This is a genomic window from Pseudomonas sp. 18058, assembly GCF_902706155.1.
Taxonomy (GTDB): Bacteria; Pseudomonadota; Gammaproteobacteria; order Pseudomonadales; family Pseudomonadaceae; genus Aquipseudomonas; species Aquipseudomonas rustica.
This window is the reverse complement of record NZ_CACSJY010000013.1, coordinates 46,619-71,825: the sequence shown is the minus strand read 5'-3', so window position 1 is coordinate 71,825 and position 25,207 is coordinate 46,619. Positions and strand designations below refer to the sequence as shown.

Annotated in this window: 24 protein-coding genes; all 24 read right to left on the bottom strand. The window is 59.2% G+C overall.

What is annotated here, in order from left to right; translation table 11 throughout:
* Positions 1-6: 6 nt before the first annotated feature.
* Positions 7-336 (bottom strand): flagellar hook-basal body complex protein FliE, encoded by a 330-nt coding sequence (gene fliE / locus GVL50_RS09580; protein ID WP_053118352.1) that lies wholly within the window; start codon positions 334-336, stop codon positions 7-9.
* A gap of 126 nt (positions 337-462) precedes the next feature.
* Entirely contained in the window at positions 463-1,854 is a 1,392-nt protein-coding gene (locus GVL50_RS09575) for a sigma-54 dependent transcriptional regulator (protein ID WP_159812685.1), read from the bottom strand.
* A gap of 5 nt (positions 1,855-1,859) precedes the next feature.
* The gene (locus GVL50_RS09570; RefSeq protein ID WP_159812642.1) at positions 1,860-3,071 is read right to left on the bottom strand and encodes a PAS domain-containing sensor histidine kinase; all 1,212 of its coding nucleotides are present in this window, start codon (positions 3,069-3,071) and stop codon (positions 1,860-1,862) included.
* A gap of 110 nt (positions 3,072-3,181) precedes the next feature.
* On the bottom strand, positions 3,182-4,657 hold the full coding sequence (locus GVL50_RS09565; protein ID WP_053118349.1) for a sigma-54 dependent transcriptional regulator: 1,476 nt from the start codon (positions 4,655-4,657) through the stop codon (positions 3,182-3,184).
* Between the two features lie 172 nt (positions 4,658-4,829).
* Positions 4,830-5,126, bottom strand: coding sequence for a flagellar protein FliT (locus tag GVL50_RS09560; RefSeq protein WP_159812640.1), 297 nt, complete (start codon positions 5,124-5,126; stop codon positions 4,830-4,832).
* Between the two features lie 11 nt (positions 5,127-5,137).
* Positions 5,138-5,536, bottom strand: coding sequence for a flagellar export chaperone FliS (gene fliS, locus GVL50_RS09555; RefSeq protein ID WP_159812638.1), 399 nt, complete (start codon positions 5,534-5,536; stop codon positions 5,138-5,140).
* Positions 5,537-5,665: 129 nt separating this feature from the next.
* Positions 5,666-7,096: a flagellar filament capping protein FliD gene (gene fliD / locus GVL50_RS09550; protein WP_159812636.1), complete on the bottom strand. Its 1,431-nt coding sequence runs from the start codon at positions 7,094-7,096 to the stop codon at positions 5,666-5,668.
* 82 nt (positions 7,097-7,178) lie between these two features.
* The gene (locus GVL50_RS09545) at positions 7,179-7,535 is read right to left on the bottom strand and encodes a flagellar protein FlaG (RefSeq protein ID WP_159812634.1); all 357 of its coding nucleotides are present in this window, start codon (positions 7,533-7,535) and stop codon (positions 7,179-7,181) included.
* 73 nt (positions 7,536-7,608) lie between these two features.
* Complete coding sequence (locus GVL50_RS09540) at positions 7,609-8,469, bottom strand: flagellin domain-containing protein (RefSeq protein ID WP_159812632.1); 861 nt, start codon at positions 8,467-8,469, stop codon at positions 7,609-7,611.
* Between the two features lie 243 nt (positions 8,470-8,712).
* Entirely contained in the window at positions 8,713-8,979 is a 267-nt protein-coding gene (locus tag GVL50_RS09535) for a hypothetical protein (RefSeq protein WP_159812630.1), read from the bottom strand.
* The gene (locus GVL50_RS09530; protein ID WP_159812628.1) at positions 8,976-10,265 is read right to left on the bottom strand and encodes a motility associated factor glycosyltransferase family protein; all 1,290 of its coding nucleotides are present in this window, start codon (positions 10,263-10,265) and stop codon (positions 8,976-8,978) included. The genes GVL50_RS09535 and GVL50_RS09530 overlap by 4 nt, the downstream gene beginning before the upstream one ends.
* Positions 10,266-10,349: 84 nt before the next feature.
* Positions 10,350-11,276 (bottom strand): ketoacyl-ACP synthase III, encoded by a 927-nt coding sequence (locus GVL50_RS09525; protein WP_053118335.1) that lies wholly within the window; start codon positions 11,274-11,276, stop codon positions 10,350-10,352.
* A gap of 226 nt (positions 11,277-11,502) precedes the next feature.
* Positions 11,503-12,555, bottom strand: a complete 1,053-nt coding sequence (pseI, locus tag GVL50_RS09520) for a pseudaminic acid synthase (RefSeq protein WP_159812626.1) — start codon at positions 12,553-12,555, stop codon at positions 11,503-11,505.
* Positions 12,548-14,053, bottom strand: coding sequence for a UDP-2,4-diacetamido-2,4,6-trideoxy-beta-L-altropyranose hydrolase (pseG, locus tag GVL50_RS09515; RefSeq protein WP_159812624.1), 1,506 nt, complete (start codon positions 14,051-14,053; stop codon positions 12,548-12,550). Before pseG ends, pseI begins: the two co-directional genes overlap by 8 nt.
* Entirely contained in the window at positions 14,050-14,745 is a 696-nt protein-coding gene (pseF, locus tag GVL50_RS09510) for a pseudaminic acid cytidylyltransferase (RefSeq protein WP_159812622.1), read from the bottom strand. Before pseF ends, pseG begins: the two co-directional genes overlap by 4 nt.
* Positions 14,746-14,751: 6 nt before the next feature.
* Positions 14,752-15,915, bottom strand: coding sequence for a UDP-4-amino-4,6-dideoxy-N-acetyl-beta-L-altrosamine transaminase (gene pseC, locus GVL50_RS09505; RefSeq protein ID WP_159812620.1), 1,164 nt, complete (start codon positions 15,913-15,915; stop codon positions 14,752-14,754).
* Complete coding sequence (gene pseB, locus GVL50_RS09500; protein WP_159812618.1) at positions 15,912-16,913, bottom strand: UDP-N-acetylglucosamine 4,6-dehydratase (inverting); 1,002 nt, start codon at positions 16,911-16,913, stop codon at positions 15,912-15,914. Before pseB ends, pseC begins: the two co-directional genes overlap by 4 nt.
* A gap of 23 nt (positions 16,914-16,936) precedes the next feature.
* Complete coding sequence (locus tag GVL50_RS09495; protein WP_159812616.1) at positions 16,937-19,861, bottom strand: TIGR00180 family glycosyltransferase; 2,925 nt, start codon at positions 19,859-19,861, stop codon at positions 16,937-16,939.
* Positions 19,862-19,910: 49 nt separating this feature from the next.
* Entirely contained in the window at positions 19,911-20,648 is a 738-nt protein-coding gene (locus tag GVL50_RS09490) for a cephalosporin hydroxylase family protein (protein ID WP_159812614.1), read from the bottom strand.
* Positions 20,649-20,665: 17 nt separating this feature from the next.
* Positions 20,666-21,736 carry a class I SAM-dependent methyltransferase gene (locus GVL50_RS09485; RefSeq protein ID WP_159812612.1) on the bottom strand — a complete coding sequence of 357 codons (1,071 nt, stop codon included), beginning with the start codon at positions 21,734-21,736 and terminating at the stop codon, positions 20,666-20,668.
* Complete coding sequence (locus tag GVL50_RS09480; protein WP_159812610.1) at positions 21,726-22,598, bottom strand: NAD(P)-dependent oxidoreductase; 873 nt, start codon at positions 22,596-22,598, stop codon at positions 21,726-21,728. Before GVL50_RS09480 ends, GVL50_RS09485 begins: the two co-directional genes overlap by 11 nt.
* Positions 22,595-23,155, bottom strand: coding sequence for a dTDP-4-dehydrorhamnose 3,5-epimerase (gene rfbC, locus GVL50_RS09475; RefSeq protein WP_159812608.1), 561 nt, complete (start codon positions 23,153-23,155; stop codon positions 22,595-22,597). The genes GVL50_RS09480 and rfbC overlap by 4 nt, the downstream gene beginning before the upstream one ends.
* Positions 23,148-24,233: a CDP-glucose 4,6-dehydratase gene (rfbG, locus tag GVL50_RS09470; RefSeq protein ID WP_159812606.1), complete on the bottom strand. Its 1,086-nt coding sequence runs from the start codon at positions 24,231-24,233 to the stop codon at positions 23,148-23,150. The genes rfbC and rfbG overlap by 8 nt, the downstream gene beginning before the upstream one ends.
* Positions 24,215-24,988 (bottom strand): glucose-1-phosphate cytidylyltransferase, encoded by a 774-nt coding sequence (rfbF, locus tag GVL50_RS09465; RefSeq protein WP_159812604.1) that lies wholly within the window; start codon positions 24,986-24,988, stop codon positions 24,215-24,217. Before rfbF ends, rfbG begins: the two co-directional genes overlap by 19 nt.
* Positions 24,989-25,207: the final 219 nt, after the last annotated feature.

Sequence of the window (25,207 nt, the reverse complement as noted above, 5' to 3'; positions counted from 1 at the left end):
TCGTCCTTAAACCGGCATCTGCATGATGTCTTGATACGCCTGAACCAGTTTGTTGCGCACCTGGGTCAGAGCCTGGAACGACACGCTGGCTTTTTGCGAAGCGATCATCACGTCAGTCAGGTCGACGCCGGTCTTGCCGACTTCGAAAGCATTGGCCAACTGAGTGGACGCCTGCTGGGTATCGCTGACTTTGTTGATGGCCTGACCGAGCATGTCGGAAAAGCTGCTGCCCGCCATTTCCGGCACGGCGGAAGTGGTCTTCGGCGAAGACATGGCGTCCATTTTCATGGCCTTCATGTCCATCATCAACCGATTAAATTCAATACCTTGGCTCATGGTCTACTCTCTTGGGCGGCCCGCAATTTTTTGACACTCACTCGGCGGGTACACAGGTATTAGCAACAAGGGTGCCAGCTCATGGACACCCTTTTCAGAAAAGCTATTTCACAGCATTGCGCGGGATCAAGTGGCGAACAGATAACCTTCGACATCCATCCCGGCATCACGCATTTGCGCCAGTTTGTAGCGCAGGGTGCGTGGGCTGATGCCGAGCTTTTCCGCCGCCTCTTTGCGCCGGCCACGCTCGCTGCGCAGGGTGTCGATGATCATCTGAAACTCCCGGCGGCGCAGGTCATCGCCCAAGGCACCGGCGGAATCCGCCTCGATCTCGACTTCACGAATCACCGGCGCAGCGGGCGCTGGCGTCGGCAATGTGGCAAACATCACCGGCCCGGACAGGCAGAAATCCTGCGGCTGAATCAAACCGCCCTGCTGCAGAATCAAGGCGCGCTGAATGGCGTTATCCAGCTCACGGACATTGCCCGGCCACGGGTACCCGGTCAGGCACGCCTGTGCCTCGGGCGAGAGTTTTGCCGCCGCGTGCTTCATTTTATTGACGTGTTTGGCCAGCAGACGCTCGGCCAGCGGCAGGATGTCGGCGGTGCGCTCGCGCAACGGCCGCCAGGCCAACGGAAAAACCGACAGCCGATAGAACAAGTCTTCACGGAAACGCCCCGCCGCCACTTCACCGGCCAGATCACGGTTAGTGGTCGCGACCACACGAATATCCAGAGTGATCGGCTTGCGCGCGCCAACCCGCTCGACTTCGCGCTCTTGCAGGACGCGCAGCAGTTTGGCTTGCAGGCCCAGCGGCATTTCGGAAATTTCGTCGAGCAGAATGGTGCCGCCGTCCGCCTGTTCAAACTTGCCGGCCTGAGCAGCAATGGCGCCGGTGAACGAGCCTTTCTCGTGCCCGAATAATGTCGCTTCGAGCATGTTGTCCGGAATCGCCGCGCAGTTGATCGCAATAAACGGTTGATTGGCGCGATGGGATTGCTGGTGAATGTAGCGCGCCAGCACTTCCTTGCCGGTGCCGGACTCGCCGGAGATCAGCACCGTGGAATCGCTGCGGGCGACGCGTGCCGCCAATTCAAGAAGCTGGGCGCTGGCCGGCTCGACCGCAATCGGCCCTTCGCTTTCGCACGCGCCGAGGTTGCCCAGCGCATGCCGCGCCACCAGATCGAGCAAGGCCTTGGGTTCAAACGGTTTGACCAGATAATCCGCCGCGCCCTGACGCATCGCATCGACTGCGCGCTCAACTGCGCCGTGCGCAGTCATCAGCAACACCGGCAATTGCGGCTGGCGCGAGCGCAGCAGCGCGAGCAACTGATGACCATCCATGCCGGGCATATTGACGTCGCTGACCACCAGATTGAACGCTTCACGCGCCACCGCCGTCAACGCTTCTTCCGCGCTGCCAACCGCATGAAAATCATGCCCGGCCAGCAACAGCGTGTCGGCCAGCGCCTCGCGCAACGAGCGGTCGTCCTCGACCAGCAAAACCTTGATGCCCATGGCGATCACTCAGCTCCTTGTACAGCGGAAAACAGCGGCAGGATCACCTGCGCGCACGTGCCGCGCCCGACTCGCGAACGCAGCAGCAATTCTCCCTGATGCGCACGGGCGACCGCTTTGACCACGGTCAGGCCGAGGCCAGTGCCGGTCACTTTAGTGGTGAAAAAAGGTTCGCCGAGACGCGCCAGAACAGCGGGTTCGATGCCGCTGCCGCTGTCACTGACGCTGATGCGCAACGTGTTGTCGCGGGCGTAGCAATGCACTTTCAGGCGCACGTCACCGGGACTGGCCTGAATGGCGTTTTCGATCAAATTCAGCAGCGCGCCGACCAGCGTGTCGCGGTTGCACAGCAACTCGCCGGCATGACTGTCGCACTGCCAGCGGATCGGCAGATCCTGCACATGGGTCAGCGCGGCGGCTTGCAGCGCTTGCATCAGGGCATTCGGCGTCAGGCGATCGGTCAGCGGCAGCTCGCCACGGGCGAACACCAGCATGTCGCGCACTTGGTGCTCCAGCTCGTGCAGGCGTTCTTTCAGGCGCCCGGCGAAACGTTGTTGAGTGGCGACCGGCAATTCCTGCTCAGTCAAATGACTGGCGTACAGCAAAGCCGCAGACAACGGCGTACGGATCTGATGGGCCAGCGAAGCGACCATGCGTCCCAACGAGGACAGACGCTCGTGGCGCGCCAGTTGATCTTGCAGATGACGGGTTTCCGTCAAATCGTTGAGCAGCACCAATTGCCCCGGCTCGGCATCCAGCGAGCGGGTGGCAATCGACAAGCGTCGACCGTTTTTCAGAGAGATTTCATGGCCATCGTCTTCACGCGGCGCGAAGCAGCGGGCGATGACGTGGCGCCACAATTCGCCTTCCAGCGGCAGGCCGAGCAACTCGATCGCGGCCGGATTGGCTTCGACGACAATGCCATGACCATCAATGACGATGACGCCACCGGGCAACAGATCGAGGAGGTTTTGCAGACGGTTGGCCAGGCGTTCTTTTTCCGCCAGTTCCTGCATGCGCTGGGCGCTGACCACGGCCAGTTCACCCTTGAGCTCGGTGACCCGCGCTTCAAGCATGCTGTAAGAGTCGGTCAGTTGGCTCGACATCTGATTGAACAGCGCGAACGACTGCTCAAGACCCTGCCGGCTGGCCTGCTCTACGGACGAGGATGATGCCTCGGATCGGGAGGCAGAAGAGATCGGGGCGGCGTGGGGCATTGTGGTCTCTCGCGTGGCTGACCGTCAGTTAAACGGAACGTTGCGAGGGATGTAGCAATACCCGTGCCTAAAAAAAACTGCTTATAAATGAAGCAGTTGAAAAACAGGCGTCAATCCTCCGCCTGTTCGTCTCCGTCGCGGCGGCTCATGCCGTACTTGCGCATCTTCTCCACCAGCGTGGTGCGGCGAATACGCAGACGCTCGGCCGCACGCGCCACGATGCCATTGGCGTCGTCCAGCGCTTGCTGAATAAGGCCTTGTTCGAGACCACCGAGGTAGTCCTTCAGATCCAGGCCTTCCGGCGGCAGCAAGGCGTTGGCGGTGAAGTCCGGGGTATGACCGTTGATGGCCACGCGCTCTTCGAGATCACTGCGCAGGCTGTCGACCAGTTGCTCGTCTTCGTCGTCGACGTAGCGGAATTTCTTCGGCAACTCGACCACGCCGATCACCCCGTACGGGTGCATGATCGCCATGCGCTCAACCAGGTTAGCCAACTCGCGGACGTTGCCCGGCCAGCCGTGACGGCACAGCGACATGATCGCCGCCGAGTTGAAACGGATCGAGCCGCGCTTTTCGTGTTCCATGCGCGAGATCAGTTCGTTCATCAGCAGCGGGATGTCTTCAACGCGCTCACGCAGCGGCGCCATCTCGATCGGGAACACGTTGAGGCGATAGTAGAGATCTTCGCGGAAGGTGCCGATCTCGATCATGCTTTCGAGATTCTTGTGGGTCGCGGCGATGATGCGCACGTCGACGCTCTGGGTCTTGTTGCTGCCCACGCGTTCGAAGGTGCGTTCCTGCAGGACGCGCAGCAGTTTGACCTGCATCGGCAGCGGCATGTCGCCGATTTCGTCGAGGAACAGCGTACCGCCGTTGGCCAGTTCGAAACGGCCGGCACGGCTGGTGATCGCGCCGGTGAAGGCGCCCTTCTCGTGGCCGAACAATTCGCTTTCGAGCAGCTCTGCCGGGATCGCCCCGCAGTTGACCGGCACAAACGGTGCGTCGCGACGCTTGGAATGGTAATGCAGGTTACGCGCGACCACTTCCTTGCCAGTGCCGGACTCGCCAAGGATCAGCACGCTGGCGTCGGTATCGGCGACTTGCTGCATCATCTGGCGCACGTGCTGAATCGCACGGCTGGTGCCGACGAGGCTGCGGAACAGGTTGGGTTCGCGATGGCGACCGCGCTCACGGGCCTGGTCGTACATCTCGCGATAGACCTGGGCACGGTGCAGGGAGTCGAGCAATTTGCTGTAGCTCGGCGGCATTTCCAGGGTCGACAACACCCGGCGGCGCTGGTCTTCGGGCAAGTCGACGGAAGAATTATCGCCCATCAGCAAGACGGGAAGGAACTCATCCCAGCTTGAGAGTGTCTTTAACAAGCCCAAAAGCGCGCCAGGAGCATTAACCGTCCCGATCAGTACGCAAATGACTTCACGACTAGACGACAAAGAGCCGACTGCCTGCTGCCAGTCATGGCTGCCGCAGGGTAAATTTTCTTCGCCGAGAAAATTTAAAATCACCGCCAGGTCGCGGCGGCGGACGCTATCGTCATCGATCAGCAGAATTTTGGTTTCACGCCACATGCAATAGCAACTTCCCTGGTCAACTCAATGCCCGAAAATGGGGGCAAGCGAGACGCTTGCAGGACACTCTGTGCCTGTAGACGCCCGAAATCTGAAAACAGCCACTAGTTAAGTCAAAAAACCGTGCACAGTCAAATTTATGGCGCACATCTCTGGATTAACTGAAGGTTAATTAACCAAACAGATGGTAAACCTTTGCCGCGTTCCGCGCTTGGGTGATCTGCGACATCTCATCGACTATCGCCTGGCGTTCGCCCATGGCCACTTCAAGCAGCTGCCGGTAAACGTGCAGCAACTCTTCCAGATTATCGCGCAATGCATCTTCGTCCAGCGAAGCTTCCGCCATGACGTCTTCCATGCAGGCGCGACATGCCAGATCCAGCTCGCCAATGGCTTCCCAGTTACGATCAGCCAGCGCACTGACCAGTGCTTGACGAGTGTCGGCGATTCGCTGCAATACAAGACTCATGACGATCTCCTTCAGAACTGCGGAGCAGGCGTAGGTGCGATGGCATCCCAGCCTTCTTTTACCGTGCTCAGCAGGCCTGCAACCTCATCGAGAATGCGCGGATCACTGCTGATGTTCGCCTCGGCGAGGCGCTTCATCATGTAGATATACAGGCCGTCCAGATCCGCCAGCGTATCAGCGCTGTTTTCCAGATCCAGACCTTCGCGCAAGCCACTGACGATGCCGATGGCTTTGCCGATCGAAGTGCATTTGCCCGGAATGTCCTTGCGTTCGATGGCACCTTTCGCCTGCGCGATACGGGCCAGTCCGCCTTCCATCAACATTTGCACCAGACGGTGCGGGCTCGCTTCAGACGTTTGGGCGTGCGCGCCGACTTTTTGGTACTGCCGAAGGGCTAACATCGGATTCATGTTCTACCTCATTGCCACAATGACTCGTATAACCAATGTATCGCCAACGAGTCTGAAAACTTTAGATGAAAAGACAAAAACCCGGCGCACGCCGATAAAGCGTAGCCGGGTTTTTGTCGTTCTTACCTGTTACTTCGCGGATTGCTGAGCATTGAGCGAGCTGAAGAACGACGTGATGTTGCTCGCCGTTGCTTTCATCTGCCCGACCAACAGATCCATCGCGTTGTATTTTGCGGTCAGCGTTGCCGTCAGGCTGGTGACATGCAAATCCAGCGCCGTCTGCTGCTTTTGCAGGCTAGACGAGAGGTTGGTCAGGTTGGAGCTGCGCTGATCGAGCAGGCCGCCGGTCTTGACGTACGGGTCGACCGCACTGCTCATGCGCGCCAACAGACCGTTAGTGGCATTGGTGCCGGAGAACATCTGCTGAACCTGACCAGCCATGCCCGGTGTGTCCATTCGTTTGTTGAACACAGCGGTGTCGAGTGCCAGCAGACCGGTTTTGCTGTCGGTCATTACGCCCAACTGCGACAACACCGTCAGTTGCGCACTCGGGCCAGATTCGGTCAACTGCTCACGAATGTCAGCCATCAGCGAGCGCGGCAGCGAGTCACCGGTGAACGCTGCGGAAACGGTCAGATTACCGTCCGCATCCGGTGTTGCCTTGGACAGCGTGTCGATGGCCTTTTTCAAGGTGTTGTAGGAATCGACGAACGTCTGAAGCGAAGTCTGGATTCCGGTGGTGTTGGTGGCAACCGTCACAACGGTCGGTGTGTCACCAGTGCTCATGGACGCAAGGTTCAGCGTCAGACCACTGATTGCACCCGTCACCGTGTTGCTTTTGCTGGTCACGGCCAATCCATCGATGGTGATGGCGGCGTCTTTGGCGACACCGTTGACGGATCCGGCATCGCCCGCCGCCGGTGTTCCACCCATGACTTTAGTGCCGTCAATCTCAAGGCCGGCGATACCGCTGACGCTGAGGTCGGAACCTGCGCCGGTCTTGTTGGAGCTGATCACCAGACGCGAAGCGCCGGAGCTGTCGGTCACGATGTTGGCAGAAATACCGTTGCTCGCCTGCGCGGTGTTGATCGCGTCGCGAGTGCTTTGCAGCGTGGCATTGGCCGGAATCGTCACAGGATAATCAGTGCCATTCTGACTGATTTTCAGAGTACCACTCGGAATGGCACTGGTCGTACCGCCAGCGAAAGAGGCACTGGCTACTTTCGAACCGGTGGCCAGACTCTTCACGACAACGTTGTAGGTTCCCGGCACAGCGGTGCTGTCGGACGTAACGCCTAAAACGGTCGGGGTACCGGAGGTCGCAGTAAAACCGGCAAACGCAGGGCTCGACGCTTTGTTGAGGTCGGTCATCGATTTCTGAAACGCCGCCAGCGCGCTTTTCAGCGAACCGACACCGGAAATCTTCAGCGAGTTGGTTTTCGTCTGAGTGTCGATCTGCGTCTGCTTGGCAGACTTGTCGGCGTTAACCAGCGCGGTAACGATCGCGCCGATGTCCAGGCCGGAACCCAGTCCGGAACCCGGTAAAATTGGACTTGCCATGTGCATCTCCCTTCAGATTGTTGCCATTCTTTTGACCGCTACCGGCATCTTGAGAACGAACAAACACGATTCATGCCAGCTATCAGACCTTGGCGTCGAACAACACGTGACTGGCGTTGGCCAGGCTGTCTGCGAGCTTTAGAGCTTCGGCGGAGGGAATCTGTCGAACGACTTCACCCGTCTCGCTTGCGATCACTTTGACGATAACCTTTCCAGAATGCTCATCGATCGAGAACTCCAGATTGCGCTTGATCGACTGGACGAACTTTTCGATCTCCTGCACCGCCAGCTTCAACTTGGCATCGTCCGTATCCTGGCTTTTGTCAGCGACCGGAGCGTCAGCCTTGGCAACCTTTGGCGTCTCTGACGGCTTGTCAGGCACCGGGGCCACGGGCTTCGGAGCCGGATAAGACACGCTAAGCTTTACGCTCATGTCCATGCCCATCACCTCTTAACGTAAAAAAGCGAGAGAGCACGACAAGCGCACTCCCCCGCTTAAACTCGATCCGGAATTACTGAAGCAGCTTCAGTACAGCGGAAGGCAGTTGGTTGGCTTGAGCCAGTACGGAAGTCGAAGCTTGCTGCAGAGTTTGCTGCTTGGTCAGGTTAGCAGTTTCTGCGGCGAAGTCGGTGTCCTGTACACGACCCTGAGCAGCGGTGGTGTTTTCAGTGATGTTCTGCAGGTTGGAGATGGTGCTGGTCAGACGGTTTTGCGAAGCACCCAGGTTTGCACGGGTTGCACCGATCGAAGCGATAGCAGCGTCGATTGCGGTGATCGCGTTGTCGATGTTCACCGAAGCGGAACCAGCGGCAGTACCCGAAGTACCGGTCAGAGCCAGAGCACCGCTGTTTACGGACAGGCTGGTTGCGTCGAACTTGCCAGTCAGTACCAGGTCGATGTGGTTAGCCGAACCGGTGTTCGCGCCCACTTGCAGGGTCACAGTACCAGCCGTACCGTCCAGCAGGTTTTTGCCGTTCAGGTTGGTCGAAGCCGAGATACGGGTGATCTCGTCGGACATCTGAGCGAATTCGGAGTTGGTAGCGGTCTGGTCAGCAGTGCCGTTGGTACCGTTACGTGCTTTAACAGCCAGTTCACGCATACGCTGCAGGATGTCGGTAGTTGCTTGCAGAGCGCCTTCAGCGGTCTGAGCTACGGAGATACCGTCGTTGGCGTTCTGGATCGCCTGAGTGTTACCACGGATCTGCGAGGACATACGGTTGGAGATCTGCAGGCCAGCGGCGTCATCTTTAGCGCTGTTGATTTTCAGGCCGGAAGACAGACGTTGCATCGAAGTCGACAGAGCGTCGGAAGCGCGGTTCAGGTTTTTCTGAACGTTCAACGATGTGGTGTTGGTGTTTACTGTTAAAGCCATGACGAATTCCTCGTTGGTTGGGTACTGCGGCTTCCGGCCCTGGCAACCGCCGGGTATGGCCTAGAGAACCTTCGTAATAGTTATCGTCGGGTTTGCAGGTTGCTTGAGGGCTTTTTGAAAAAAATTTGCCATCACCCTGCCACCCCCGAGAAAACAAGGGCTTAGCCGCGCCCCGCCCACGAAAAAATGACGTCATAAAATCGACTGCCGCGCAAAGCAGCGGGCCAGTGCCGTTGGTCGCCTTCAGCGCTGCGTGCTTTGTAGCAGTTCGATCAGTTCATACTCCATGAAATCAGCGAGGCCCAACCAGTCCTGACGCTCCTGGCATTCGAGGATTTGCGTCAGCAAGGTCGCCCAGGCTTGCTGGACATCGGTCGATGCCGACATGAGCGCCTGCTGCGCGCCTCCGAACACGTCAACCATGACCAGCGCGGCCTCGACATCACGGCCCAGACGAAACAGTCCGGCGCACTGGCGGCATTCGTCCATGCATTTCTCGATCGCTGTCATTGCACGAACTCCGGATCGAACTGCGTGCCGGCAATCAAGGCGCCCGCGCGGCTGCTGTTATAGAACTGCACGTGCGGATGCGCGGCGATGTAGCGTTCCAGCACACACAGATAACCGCGAAAGTTGAGCTGCGTGGCGACGCGCTGGCCATTCCCGTCCAGCACCCAGTGTCGTGCCTGACTCACGCCCGGACCGAGATCGCCGTCGTTCCAGCCCGCATGGGTTTTGTTCATCGGGAAGGCGAAATCGGCACCGAACAGCGTGATGCGCTGCGCGCCCATCTTCACCGCCAGATCCACCGCCGGATGGATCACACTGCCGCCAACGTGCAGCAGCGCCCTTGGATGTTTTTCACGCAGACCGGCATACACCGGACTGGCGGAATAACCACCATAGCGCTTGCCCTTCCAGGCCTTCAGCAACTCGGGATCGCTCATTGGTAGATAAACAAGGGGAATGCCGTCGGACTCTTCAAACGGCAAATGTCGAAAGCCAATGCGCTGATCGATGCTCACCACCATGTCCGGGGCGATTCCGTGTTCACGCAGAGGTCGATAGGCAGTGTCGACGGCAATGAACAGCGGACGAACGGCCTGCTGACGGATCACCGCCAACCGTTCGAAATGGCTCTCCAGCGTCGGCCCGGTGCCGATCACGAACACCTCTCGACCGGCGCAGGTATTGAACAATTGCGCCACATCATCATCGCCGAGCAGCACCGGCAAGCAATCTTGCAAGCGCTGCTGAATGACAGGCGACTGAGGATCGAATTCGCGATTGTTAAAGCTCAGGTGCACCTCGCTGACCAGCCGATCACGGATCTTCGCGTTGAAGTCATCGGCCAGCAGCATCTCGGCTGGCAAGGCAAAAAACGGCGTGCAGATATCGGAAAGATCGCCTGCATAAAACAGCTCCACGCGCGGATCTTCCAGCCACTGGCGTTGATCAAGCAGTTGCAGCACCAGCGCAAACAACGCGCCATTAAGGATGTGCACGTACAAGCGATCAAGGTTTTTGCGCTCCAGTAACACGCCCGGCAGATCGCCGAGGCCGGTGCCGTAGACGTGCAGTTGGGCTTTGTCCGGAAGACTGGCGGCCTGAATCCGCGCCTCATGCGTGCGGTCATGACGACTGGTGAGCTGGATGCCGTTGACGCTCAGTGTCGAACCCAGCCCTTGCGTCAGCTCAGCCTCAATGGCCGAACTGTCCTCAGCCATCAAGCGCTCGCACAGCGCCGGCCAGCGTCGTTGCAGGACTTCGGCATTGGCCTGGAAAAACTCGCTCATGACGCCTCGCACTCCGTTTCAGGCAAAAAAATAGCGCTCAAGGTTAACCCTTGAGCGCTATTTTTGTATCGGCCGTTGTGTGGCTCAAGGACGATAAATAATCGCCGAGCCCCACGACAGACCCACACCGAAACCGCTGAGCGCGATGCGCTGCCAGTCGGAATCGATCACGTGTTTTTCCAGCAGCAGCGGAATGCTCGACGACACGGTGTTGCCGGTCTCGACCATGTCCTTGATGAACTTCTCCGGCTCGCCTTCGAAGCGTCGCGCCACGGCATCAACGATCGCCGCACTGCCCTGGTGAATGCAGAACGCGTCGATGTCATCAGCCTTGAGGCCAGAATCGTCGAGCAGCTCGTGCAAGTGCGCCGGGACTTTCAGCAACGCAAAGTTGAATACCTGACGACCGTTCATGAAGAACACGCCATCGGTGACTTTCAGGTGCGGCGCGCCGGAACCGTCGGTGCCGAACTTGGCCTTGCCCAGCGCCCAGGTCGGATCTTCGCCCATCCACGTGGCGGTGGCGGCATCGCCAAACAGCATGGTGGTGTTGCGGTCTTCCGGGTCGACGATTTTCGAGTACGGATCAGCGGTGATCAGCAGACCGTTCTTCAGGCCGGCGGCTTCCATAAAGCCCTTGATCGCGTAGATGCCGTAGACGTAACCGGAGCAACCCAGGGAAATATCGAACGCAGCGACATTGGTCGGCAGGCCGAGTTTGTCCTGGACGATCGCGGCAGTGTGCGGCAGGCCTTCTTCGTCACCGTTCTGGGTGACGACAATCAGCGCGTCGATCGATTCACGCTTCAGTTCAGGGTTGCTGGCAAACAGCGCATTGGCTGCTTCCACACACAGATCCGAGGTTTCTTGATCAGCGTCTTTGCGCGGCAGAAACGCCGAACCGATTTTGCCAAGGATGAATTCTTCATCCTTTTCGAATTTTGCACCTTGTGCGTAATTGTCCACGCCGGCTACAGGAACGTAGCTCGCAATGCTTTTTATGCCAATCATTACGGCTTCCCAATAAAAAACAGCCCAAGACCACCGCTCGCAAGGATTTCGAGGGGCGCTGACAAACAGAAAACGGCCGCCACAACGGGCAGCCACGGGGAGCGCAAAGGGCTATCACTGCCACCGATAACGGGCCAGGCGCCATCTCACCGATTAATACAATACAGTGAAGATGCGCGTTATGACTCGCAAGTCACGATAAATGCCGAATCGATTGCAGATCGGTCTATTCGATCAGCGACCAGTCCAGCGGCGTACCGCGCTTGATCGGCGTGCGCGCGCAGCGGCCGAGAACGGCGTCGGTGTGCTTGGGCGGCAGACCGAGACCCGGACGAATGGCGCGCAGATTGGCGGTGGTGAAAGGCTCACCAGCGGCCATATCAGCGGTGACGTACAGCGAACGGCGATAGACCACCGACTTGCGCTCGGCCTCGGTCACGCCGTAATGCACCTGACCGAGCGCCTGCCAGGCGCGTTCGGTTTCCACCACCAGACTGGCCATCTCCGCCGGTTCCAGCGAGAAACTGGCGTCGACGCCACCGGCCGCGCGGTCGAGGGTGAAATGTTTTTCCACCACCGTCGCGCCCAGCGCCACCGCCGCCACCGATACGCCAACGCCCATCGAATGATCAGACAGCCCCACTTCGCAGCCGAACAATTCCCGCAGATGTGGAATCGTGCGCACGTGGCTGTTTGCCGGTGTCGCCGGATAGGTGCTGGTGCATTTGAGCAGCACCAGATCCTTGCACCCCGCCTCACGGGCGGCGCGCACGGTTTCGTCGAGTTCGGCGATGCTCGCCATGCCGGTGGAGATGATCAGCGGTTTGCCGGTGGCCGCGACGCGACGGATCAGCGGCAAATCGGTGTTCTCGAAACTGGCGATCTTGTAGGCCGGTACGTCGAGGCTTTCGAGAAAATCCACAGCGCTGTCGTCGAACGGTGTCGAGAACGCGAGCATGCCCAGCTCTTTCGCCCGAGCGAAAATCGGCGCGTGCCATTCCCATGGCGTATGCGCCTTCTCATACAGGTCATACAAAGACGTGCCGGCCCAGAGGCTGCCCGGATCCTTGATGAAAAACTCACCCTCGGCGATATCCAGCGTCATGGTTTCGGCGGTGTAGGTTTGCAGCTTCAAGGCATGCGCGCCAGCCTTCGCCGCCGCTTCGACGATTTGCAGGGCCACGTCCAGCGACTGGTTATGGTTGCCGCTCATCTCGGCGATGATGAACGGCGGCGCGTCGGCACCGATCAGGCGATCGCCAATCTTGAAATCAGGCATGCGGGTGTTCCTTCAAGACACGGGTGAACGCACAGGCACTTTGCAGATACCCGGCGTCACGAAAGACATTCAATGACGGGCGATTGGCAGGCGAAACCTGCGCGGTGATGGCAGTCAGTTGCGGCCAGTGCGCCGTGACGAATGCCTCACCGCGAGCGAGCAGCGCCCTGCCCCAACCGAGGCCCAGACGCTGTTCAAACAGATACAGCGAAACTTCGGCGTCAAAACCACGCAAGTCATAACGCAACACGCCGACCGGGCCGTCATCGCCTTCGGCAATCAACAGCAGTCGCTGCGGATTGCGCAGGCTCGCGCTCAACCAGTGTTGATGCTGCTCGCGGTCGATCACATCGGTTTTCTGCGACCAGCGTCGCACCGCCTCGGCATTGCGCCCGTCGAACAACAACTGCGCATCGTCCAGCGTCGCCGGGCGCAGTTTCAGCACCGCGCCAGCCAACGCTGCCGCTACGCGCAACGCACCACGACCGTCGACCAGTTGCCGCGAGCGCTCGGCCAGACTTTGCCGCAAATAGTGGTTGCCGACGACAAAACCGATCGCGTCGCGCAACTGCTCGACACTGACCTGCTCACGGGCGCCCATGAACACATGCGCACCCGCCGCCGCCATGACTTCGCCGTTGACCTGCTGATTGTTCGACACCGCAATGCAAATCGTCGGCAAGCCGAGCGCCGCGCGCTCCCAACTGGTGCCGCCACCAGCGCCAATAAACAAATCGGCTGCAAGCATGCGCTGATGAAAATCGCTGACAAAACTGTGCAGGCGCCAGTGCGGCCGCGTCTCGGCCAGCGCCTGCATTTGCGCCCACGCCGGGTTGTCGGCGCCGGCGACAAAATCCACTTCAAGCTCGGCAAAATCGGCCAGCGCCAACATCGCGTGATGAGTCTGGCGAGCGGCATCGAAACCGCCAAAATTCACCAGCAGTCGCTGCGCCTGCGGCTTGATCTCGATGGCCGGGGCATTGAATTCCTCGCGCAACATCGCATAGCGCGGGCCGAGCAACGTGCGGCAATTGGCAGGCAGCAGCGGCTGATAATTTTCGCTGAGGCCGGACAAATTCTGATTGAGCAACAGGTCGACGCTGTAGCGCCGCGTGGCCAGATCATCGACCGCGGCAATGCGTGGCGCCCAGCGCCGGGCAGCGGTTTGCCAGTGATGATCAAGACCGTAATGGTCGGCGATGATCCAGTCGAACGCGGCGTGGCCAACCAGCAGCTGCGCCAGCGCGTCGATGTCCGCCTGCCACGGCAACATCGCTTCGATGGCTTGCTGCGGGTCTTCATCGGGATAGCGTTCAGGCAGCGCGAAGGTCTCGAAACCCTCGGCGCTCAGCGCATCGAGCCGATGCCCCGGCAAGCGCCGACAGGCAAACGCGACGTGGCTGCCTTGCCCGCGCAGCACCCGCGCCAGCGTCAGGCAACGGGCGATGTGGCCGCTGCCGATGGTCGGCGAGGCGTCGGCACGGATCAGCACTCTCACGATAATTCTCCGCCAGCCTTCAGCGCGGCATACAGGTATTCGGCGCGTTTCCAGTCGTCCAGCGTGTCGATGTCCTGCACCAGATGTCGGGGCAAAATCACCGGCAGACTGGTGGGCGAATAGATCACTTCGCCGCGCAACCAGGCATCGCTGCGGCCCCAATAAAACTGCCCGGCATCCTGATAGGCCTCAGGCAGATCCTGCGAGCGAGTGTTGCGAAACTCCGGGTACAAAGCTTGTAAAGCGCCCTGCCCGTCCAGCGTCAATGCACGCTGCACCGGAAAGCCAAAACTGCACACGGAGAAGGCAAAGGATTTGTCCGGATTCTGCTCAAGCAACTCAAGCCCCTGACGCAAATAGCGCGTCTGCAGCAACGGCGCCGTGGCATAAACGCAGCAGGCGTATTCGAAATCCGACAGTTGCTGCAACGCATGCACGATCACTGGCGCAGTGCCGGCGTAATCATCAGCCAGCTCCGCCGGGCGCAGGAACGGCACCTCAGCACCGTGCGCCCGCGCGACTTCGGCAATCTCGCCATCATCGGTGCTGACCACAACCTGTTCGAACAACCCCGAATCCAGCGCCGTGCGGATCGAGCGAACGATCATCGGCACGCCGTCGAACGGTTTCAGGTTCTTGCGCGGGATGCGCTTGCTGCCACCACGGGCGGGGATGATCGCAACGCAGCTCACGTGGGTTTACTCCTCAAGAAGCAGCCGTCGCAGTTGCTCGACCACATAGTCCTGTTGTGCGTCAGTCAGCAGCGGATACAGCGGCAGACTGATTGCTTGCGCGTAATAACGTTCGGCCTCGGGGAAGTCACCCTCGGCAAAACCCAAGTCGCGATAGTAAGGCTGCAAGTGCAGCGGAATATAGTGCAGATTCACCCCGACCCCGGCCGCGCGCAACCCTTCAAAGATTTGCCGGTGGCTGAGATTGACGCGCTCAGTCTGCACGCGCACCACGTACAGGTGCCACGCCGATTCAGCCTCTGGCTGAGGGCTTGGCAAGGTCAGTGGCAGGTACGCCAGCAAGCGGTCATAACGTGCGGCCAATTCACGGCGACGGCTAATGAAGTCGTCCAGCTTCGCCAATTGCGACAGACCCAGCGCGGCTTGCAGATCGGTGATGCGGTAATTGAAACCGAGCTCGATCTGTTCGTAGTACCACGGGCCGTGACTGGCCTCCCTCATCTGCTGCGGATCGCGGGTCATGCCGTGGCTGCGCAGGCGCTGCAAACGCTCGGCCAGCGCCGGACGGTTGGTCAGCACCATGCCGCCCTCGGCGCTGGTGATGATCTTCACCGGGTGAAAACTGAACACGGTCATCGCGGCGAACTCACCGCACCCGACCGGGCGCCCGGCGTACGACGCGCCCACCGCGTGCGAAGCATCCTCGATCACGGTGACGTTGTAGCACTCGGCCAGTTCGGCGATGCGGCGCATGTCGCAGCTCTGCCCGGAGAACGCCACTGCGACTAAAACCTTCGGCAACGTACCGTCGCGCTCGGCCTGATCGAGTTTCGCTTCGAGCGCGAAGGCATCGAGGTTCCAGGTCAGCGGATCGATGTCGACAAAATCGACGTCGGCGCCGCAATAACGTCCGCAGTTGGCTGAAGCGAGAAAGGTGTTCGGCGTCGTCCACAAACGATCGCCCGGCCCCAGTCCTGCGGCCAGACAGGCAATGTGCAGCGCCGCCGTGGCATTGCACACCGCCACGGCGAAATCGGCCTGACAGCGCTCGGCCAGCGCTTGCTCGAAACGCGCGATGGTCGGGCCCTGGGTCAGCCAGTCGGACTGCAACACCTCGACCACCGCATCAATGTCCGCTTGGTCGAGACTCTGCCGACCATACGGAATCATGCCGACAGCTTTGCGTGCAGGTCGGCGAGCTGCCCGACCGACAGGAAGTGCGGATTGGTGTCGGAACGGTATTCGAAGTCCTCACCGACCGCCCGGCCCTGCTCACCGAGTTTGTCGACAGCGAAATCGACGTCGACACTGGTGAAGCGAATCGACGGCTGAATCGTGTAGTGGTCTTCAAACTCCAACGTCATCCGCGCATCGTCCAGCGGCACCATCAGCTCATGGAGTTTTTCGCCCGGACGAATGCCGACGTTTTTATGCGGCAGATGCTCGGCCATGCCCAACGCCAGATCGACGATGCGAATCGACGGAATCTTCGGCACAAAAATTTCGCCGCCATGCATCCGCGCAAAGCTGTCGAGGACGAACTGCACGCCGTGATCGAGGGTGATCCAGAAGCGCGTCATGCGCTCGTCGGTGATCGGCAACTCTGTCGCGCCGTCAGCAATCAACTTGCTGAAAAACGGCACGACGGAGCCGCGCGAACCGGCGACGTTGCCGTAGCGCACCACGGCGAATCGGGTTTCCTGCTCGCCGGCAATGTTGTTGGCGGCGACGAACAATTTGTCCGAGAGCAACTTGGTCGCGCCGTACAGATTGATCGGGCTCGCCGCTTTGTCGGTGGACAGCGCGACGACTTTCTTCACGCCGTTATCGATGGCGGCGGCGATGATATTTTCCGCGCCATTGACGTTGGTGCGAATGCACTCGGTCGGGTTGTATTCCGCCGCCGGCACCTGTTTGAGCGCTGCAGCATGCACCACGTAATCGATGCCACGCATGGCCTGGCGCAGACGATCGGCATCGCGCACGTCACCGATGAAGTAACGCATGCACGGCGCGTTGAACGTCTGCTGCATCTCGTACTGCTTGAGTTCATCGCGGGAGAACACCACCACGCGCTTGGGCCGATATTGCTCAAGCAGGCGGGCGATGAATTTGCGCCCGAACGAACCGGTGCCGCCAGAGATGAAAATCGATTTACCGTTGAACATGTGCTGATTCCTGTCCGGCGAGCTTAGGTAAGCAATTGCGCCCAGTTGATCGAGGCCTTGTCGCCCAAGGTAAAACCTTTGCCGCTCAGGGCCAGGTTGGCGTTGTAAGCCGGATCCTGCGCGAAGGCGTTGCTCCATTTCTCACGCAGGGCTTGCAGTGCTTCTGGCGCTTGCGGCAGGTCGCCGTTATGCAGCACTTGCACCAGCGGCGTCCACACGATGAGGTAACCGGCCTGACCGGCCTTGAGGCACAGATCGACATCGCTGAAACCGTCCGCGAAAGACACTGCATCCAAGCCATCCAGCGCATCGAACAATTCTTTGCGCACCATCAGGCAAACCTTCGACACGGCCGAGTAGTTCTGATCGACCACCAGACGCTGCATGTAACCCTCCGCGGCATTTTTTTCGCCAATGAAGGGTGAGCCGACGCCCCCGTTCAGCCCCAAAATCAAACCAGCTTGGGAAATTTTTCCGCTGCGGTCGACCAGTTTGGCCCCAACGATACCGACCTCAGGACGCTGGGCGTGGTTGAGCAGCGATTCAATCCAGTTCGGGTTGACCACCTCCCCGTCCGCCGCCATCAGCACCAGGTATTCACCCTGCGCTTCTAGGCTGCATGCGTTGATCAACGCCGCGTCAGTTAGTGGCTGATCAGCACGCAACACCCGCACTTTGGCGTGATTCAGTGCACCCAGCCAATCGTTGACGGCGGCGGATTGATTCGGGTTGGCTGCAATCAGCACTTCGTAGCGGGTGTAACGGGTTCTGAGCAACACGCCGTCGAGGCATGCCTTCAGTGCCCGAAGATCGTCCCCGGCCGGCAGAATGATCGACACCAACGGTTGCCCGGCATGGCGATAATCAACCTGATAGGTTCCCGGCTGCGCGGAGTTGACCCGGGCCTTGTAGCCGCGATTGCTAAGATGACGCAGCAACGCCTGACGCTCGTGGGCGTTTTCCTCCAGCTCCACGGCCTGAGAAATCAGCAACGGTTCATCCAGGTGAGCCAAACCGTCGAGGCCGCCCTGTTCGATGATTCGCAGCAGCACATCAAACTCCAATGCCTTGCTGAAGTCGGCCTGATAACCCCCGATATCGATCAGCACTTCGCGACGAATCAACCAGTGCCGCGCCATCAGCGAAGGCACGCTTTGCAGCAAATCGAGGTTGAAGCCTGGCCGGAACAGATCCACCAGCGCACCGTCTTCCTTGCGCTGGATTTCATCTGTGGACACCGCACGCACACCTGGCGCAGCGATCAGTTCGAGGCTGGCACGCAGCAGGCCGGCCGCCGTGAACTCGTCACCCGCTTCAGCCAGCAGCAGCCACTCGCAGGAAGACTGGTTAACGCTCTGATTGAGCTTGTCGACAAAGTTGGTTTGCGTGACCCGGACAAAGTGCAGAGTGTTCTGCGCGGCGGTCGCCGCTGGCGGCTCTCCCGTGGTGAAAACCACGACTTTGAAGGCCTTGCTGTGACCTTCAAGCAAACTGTCGAGGGTGACTTGCAACTGATCGATGTCGTTGTTCAGATCCAGCAGAAAAATGCCGAACTGCGGGCCGCCATCATTGGCTGCCAGGTAACGGGTAGCCGCCTCGGCCTGCTCGCTGTCCGGCTGGCGCACGGCGAGCCAGTCGAGCAGTCGACCGGTGAGCATTTTTTTGAAGGTCGGCTGATGCCCTTCGAGCAGCATCGCTTCCAGTCGGGCAACCCAGTCACGCAGCTTTTGCGCCTCGTCGTCCTCACCCATTGTTTGCAACTGCACAATCAGGCGATTGATCACTTCGCGATTGAACACGTTACTGTCGTGAGCCTGCCACAAACGATCGACCACGCTTTCCGGACTGTCGTTGTTGCGGGCAAGCATCAGGTTTTGCTGACGGGCCCACACACCTTCGAGCATTTCCAGTTGTACGCGCCCCGCCGGCATGGTGTGCAAGAGAAACTCGTACTGCGTCAACAGATCGAAAAACACCTGATTGTAGAACGGCATTTCTACGTACTGATTCGGGCCAAAACGGCGTCGCGGCCCGCCTTCGATATTGCTCCATTTCGACTCGATAATCAGCTCGGCATCCAGTGCGCGGCTGGTTTTCAGGCTGTCTAAGAGCGCGGCAAAGGTTTTCAGTGCGAACTGTTTGCCCTGTTCTGGATTCTGATGCACGACTTGCGTCGGCACCCCTGCCAGGAACTCGGCAAACGCTTCACGCTCGGCCACGCTTTTGGCGTCGACAAACGCCAGCGAGTGATAGATCTCGGTGTTGTGATCGGAGTCGTTGTAGTTGATTTCACGCACGACATAAGGGATCGGCAGAACCCGCGCCTTGCCCCGGGCCAGCATGTAATAGGTGTGACCGATCTCCTGCCACTGGAAGATCGTGTCTTCCGGCATCGCGTTGTACCAGTCACGCAAAATCGCCGTGCGTTGCACCGCATAGAACGGTGGAAGGTACTGCGACATGTAGTCCAGCACACGATCCGGGGCGTGATCGGCCGAGTAGTCCTCGCAGACTTTTTTGTCGCGGCGGTAGTAATGGACGCTGTTGGCCAAGGCCAGATACATCATGCTGTAGCCGTGGCACAGGCTGTAATCGGGGTTGTCTTGCATGAAGGCCACGGCTTCAAGCAAGGCGTCATGCACGATGAAGTCATCGTCGGCGGCGAACACCATGTAGGGGGTCTGCAACTGCTCGACACCGTACGCCAGCTTGGAGCGTATGCCCCAGTAACCGAACTGCGGCAAGTGCCGATAATCCACGTTGGCGTATTCACGAGCAGTCTCTGCCAGCGCATTAGCCGAAGAATCCAGCACCAGAATCCGGCACGGCAGACTGCTGTAGAACTTCAGAGCCCTGCGTAAAAACGCCGGGCGTTCGTGAGATATCAGCACAACGGTCAACTGTTCGTTGAGTGCCAAACCCTGTTCAGAACTGTTCTTGCCTTGCATATATTCCCCACACGCGGCGAGTCGCCGAAAACTCATCGTTGTTTATTAATTAACGGACGCGGCGCAGATAGCCATCCGGCGCGACAGTGATCAGCAGCTTGTTGTGAATGGACTGGTCGATTTCGAAATCCTGGTTTTCTTCGAGGTATTTCCACACCGCGGTTTTCGGGTTGTCGCCCGGACCCCATGGACGATCCGGGAAGAAATCGGCCGGCATGTCTTCAACCACGGTGTCCATGACCACGCAGTAGCTGTCGACCGACACCAGTGGTGCGTACAGACGCAGCTCTTCCAGCACGTGGTCGTGGGTGTGGTTGGAGTCGAGCACCAGAATGACTTTTTTGCCTTTGGCGGCGGCTTGCACTTGCGCGGCAATGCCGGCGTCGATGCTCGAGCCTTCAATCATCTTGATGCGCTTGGCCATCGGGTGGCTTTCGATCGCTTCGCGGTTGTGCGGGCGAATGTCGAGGTCGATGCCGAGCACTTCGCCGTGGCCTTGCAGCTCCAGCAACGAGGCGTAGTAAATGATCGAACCGCCGTGGGCGATACCGCACTCGATGACCAGGTCCGGCTTGACCTGCCAGATGATCTCCTGCATCGCCATCATGTCTTGTGGCAACTGGATGATCGGGCGGCCCATCCACGAGAAGTGGTAGCTGTACTTGTGCTTGGCCGATTCGTTGAAGAAATCACGGGCCAGGCCGGTGAGTTTCTGGTCGTCACCCTGCTGGGCAATCTGTTCCCGGCACTCGGCTTCGAAGGCTTTGTTGATGCTGTTGTCGGTCATTGTAAAAATCTCAAGGGTTACTGGAACGAAGCGCTGTCGACGGCGTGATAGACGTAGCGTCCACCGGTCATCCGCTTGATCTCTTCGAGGTAATTGGAGTTCATCACAAACAGATTGGCGCCTTCGGGCAGCGCATCCATGGCTTCTTGCGGCGACGACACGCGCGCGCCGCTCAAAGGCAGATAACGTCCCTGTTTCGCCGGGTTGATGTCCACCACGCGATCCACCGCCACACCCGCGCGTTGCAGGAACAGCGCATATATCACGCCTTTGGATGAGGCGCCCCAGATCGCCGAACCCTGCTCAGGTGCCGACCGAATGATCTGCAATGCACGGTCGAGGCTGGCGGTAAAACCTTCGGGCAGCGTAAGGCGCGGCACCGGTTGTTCCGGAGTAAGACGCAACGTGGAGAGGTCAGCAACGATGTACAGGTACTGGCCACCGAACAGATGGCCGGCCTCGAGCACCGTGCCGAACATCCGGCGCAAGTCATCGAGGCGAAAATAATTAACGTGTTCGTAGAACAGGTCGAACCAGGCCTTGTGTTCGAGGATCCAGTCGAAGCACGGCACTTCGATGTAGATGTGCCCGCCCTGATTTGCCGCAGCCATTTCAGCTAGAAACGCTACCGGATCCTGAATGTGCTCGAGTACGTGTCGTAACACGATCGCATCAGCCGAAAGGCCCAGCTCGCGGGTGAACGGCGCCCTGATCACATCGGCATTGTCACCTTCGTAGGAAGGATCAATGCCGGTAATGGCATAACCCAGGTCGCGTAGCATTTCGAGAAAGTAGCCTTTTCCGCAACCGATTTCTAACAGAGCCCGATGGGAGAAATGGCGGGCCAAAATCAATTCGACAGCCTTAAGATGCTCCTGAAAATGCACCGAATGCGCTTGCTCGTTTTGATAGTCAACATCATAGCTGAGCTTGCTGGCGTCGAAGGTCTGGTTGAAGATCAGCCCGCTCTGACTGTCCTGTACCAGAACAATGTCTGCGACACCCGAAGCCTGCGCCTGCTCGGTGGTGGCAAAGGTAAGGTTCTGCAACACCGGCAGCCCGTTCGCCCGGTAGAGTTCATGCTGCATGTTCTTCATCCTTCAGTTGCGAGATCCGCTGAGCATCGCCCCAAAAAGCCATGGGTTCATGCACTGAGTAGCCGTAATGCCCCAGATTGAGGGCGATAGAGGATTGCCGTTGACGAACCCGTTGCTCAACCAAAGTCCGAACGGAAACTGGCTTGCCACTGCAGCAGTTGAAGATCCCGAAAACATCGCGACGCATGATCAACTGAACCAACAGGGAAGCGGCTTGGGTGATTTCCAGGTAATCACGCAATTGGTCACCGGCCGACATATTGAAGTGCGTGTCGCCGGCATCGATGGCTCGGTCAAGGCTGGCCAAAAGACTATTGGGGTTTTGCCCTTCGCCATGCAGATAAAACAATCGCGCCCACTGCAAAGAGAACGCATGCTTGCGCTGCAATGCCATCAGAAACTGACGCAGAGTATTTTTGGCCAGGCCATAGGGCGTGCAGGGCCTGGCGTCGACAGCCTCGCTCAATGAACCACTTTGCAGGCCATATTCGAAGCAGGTTCCCGTTACCATCACCTGGCCAATACCCGCGACGATCAAGCGCTTGAGAAAGGCATAATCGCGCGGCAGATTCTGCTCGAAATGGAACAGCGCCTGATAATCAGGCAGCCCGCTCCATGCCAGATGTGCGACGGCGTCCATCCCGAGAGCCAAAGCTTCGACGTCGAGATCCGCTGAGTGAATATCCGCTGCGACGAATTCAACGTCAGTAAACCACGGCAAAACTCTCGCCGCTTCAACGTTACGAGAGACTGCACGAACGTTGATTCCTTTGGCGAGCAAAGCGCTGATAAGGTGTCGGCCCACAAAACCGGTGGCGCCGGTTACAAGCACATTCTTGACCGGGTTCGTCACAACACGACTCCGGGAAAGCCTTGGTCGAGTAACGGATGACAGGAATCCTTGGTCGACAAGTTTTTGACAGGCAACGGCCAACGAATCGAAAGCGCTGGATCGTTCACCGACAGACCTGCCTCGTGCTCCGGTGAATAATCGGCGTCTGTGAGGTAAAGCACTTCCGACTCATCAGTCAACGATTGGAAACCGTGGGCAAAACCCGCCGGGATCAACAGGCTGCGTCCGTCGTCAGCCCGCAACTCTTCGGCGTGCCACTGCAAATAGGTTGCCGACTGCGGTCGCAGATCGACCACCACGTCCCAAATTGCGCCTCGTATACAGGTGATCAGCTTCGACTCCGCATACCCGGCTTTCTGATAATGCAGTCCTCGCACACTACCTTTTTCGACGGTTCGCGAATGGTTGACCTGGCGAACCGCAAACGGCCGATGTTGTACAGTCAGACGGCCCTGACAAAACAATCGGGCAAAGCGTCCCCGATCATCGCAAAAGACCTTTTGCTGGATAAGGTACAAACCTTCCAGTTCGGTTGCCTGTAGTGTGAAATCAGTCATCGGCGCTCCCGTAGAGGTTCAATTGCTTCAAGGTCACGGCGCGCATGTCATCGCCGTTCTGCCACGCCAGATGCCAGTCGAGGGTTTGCGTCAGACACTGTTGCAACGTCCAGCGCGGCTGCCAGCCGAGCAGTTGTCGCGCGCGGCTACTGTCGAGGCGCAACAGGCCGGCCTCGTGCAATTCACTCGGTTCGATGCGCAAACCCCGCGCTTGCGGCCAGCGACTGGCGAGCAGTTCAACCACTTCGCCGACGCTGCACATGTCCGCCTCGCCGGGGCCGAAATTCCATGCGCCGGCGTATTCCGGGCCTTGCTCGTAGAGCCCCGCGGCCAATTGCAGATAACCGGCCAGCGGCTCCAGCGCGTGTTGCCACGGGCGCACGGCTTGCGGGAAACGCAGGGTCACTGGCTCATCCGCCGACCAGGCTTTCAGTACATCGGGAATCAATCGCTCAGGGGCGAAATCACCGCCGCCCAACACGTTGCCGGCGCGCGCCGTGGCGAGGGCCAGACCGTGCTCGGCGTACTTGTCCGCCGGAAAAAACGACGCGGCATAAGACTGCGCCAACAACTCGCAACAGGCTTTGCTGCTGCTGTAAGGATCGTGGCCACCAAGGGCTTCGTCTTCGCGGTACGGCCACAGCCATTCCTTGTTGGCATAGACCTTGTCGGTGGTCACCAGCACACAGGCGCGCACGCAACCGACCTGCCGAATCGCTTCGAGCAGGTTGAGCGTGCCCATCACGTTGCTGGAATAAGTGCCGAGTGGATCGCGATAGCCTTCACGCACCAACGGCTGCGCGGCCAGGTGCAAAACGATCTCCGGCTCGGTGTCGGCGATGATCTCCAGCAGTGCGCCGAGGTCACGCAAATCACCGCGCTGATCGTTGATGCCTTCGTGTACGCGCGCCAGTTCGAACAGGCTCGGTTCGGTCGACGGATCGAGGGCAAAACCGCTGACCTCGGCGCCAAGGCTTTGCAGCCACAGGGTCAGCCAACTGCCCTTGAAACCGGTATGCCCGGTGACCAGAACGCGTTTGCCACGCCAGAATTCGGCACTCAGTCCCATTGCTTCCATGGGGCCTCCCCGCTTTGCCACAAGGCTTCGAGATGGTTCTTGTCGCGCAGGGTGTCCATCGGCTGCCAGAAACCGTCGTGCTGGTACGCCATCAGTTCACCGCGCTCGGCGAGACCGTCCAGCGGGCCGGATTCCCACGACGTGTCGTCACCGCTGATCAGCGGCAGAACCTCGGGCGACAGAACGAAAAAGCCGCCGTTGATCCAGCCACCGTCGCCGCGTGGCTTTTCGGTGAAACCGAGCACGCGATCGCCGTCACGATCCAGCGCACCATAGCGTCCCGGCGGTTGCACGGCGGTCACCGTGGCTTGTTTGCCGTGGGTCAGGTGGAAGTCGACCAGAGCGCTGATGTTCAAGTCAGAAACGCCGTCGCCGTAGGTAAAGCAAAAAGCTTCTTCGTTTTCCACGTAGCGTGCAGCGCGGCGCAGACGGCCACCGGTCATGGTTTCTTCACCCGTGTCGATCAGCGTCACGCGCCATGGCTCGCTGTAATTCTGGTGCACGTCCATGCGGTTTTCGCGCATGTCGAACGTCACGTCGGAGGTGTGCAGGAAGTAGTTGGCGAAGAAGTCTTTGATCGCGTAGCCCTTGTAGCCAAGGCAGATCACAAAGTCATGAATCCCGTGGGCGGAATACTGCTTCATGATGTGCCAGAGAATTGGCTTGCCACCGATCTCGATCATCGGTTTTGGCTTGAGGTGCGACTCTTCACTGATGCGCGTGCCCAGGCCACCCGCCAAAATTACTGCCTTCATCGTCTCCCCTCTTGTTCGTCACAGGGCTGCGCGTCGCTTGGTTGAGCGGCGGGCCTTCTGGCTAAACCTTTCTGCCGTTATGGGCGCAGCGGATGTGACCGCGAGCGCTCGTTTTATGGCGATTTGAGGGGGACTTGCAGGAAACGCGCCAGCTCCAGTGGCGACTACTAACTCGAACAAGATCTGCAGAGCACGTGGCCTCGCAAGCAAAAAGGGGAG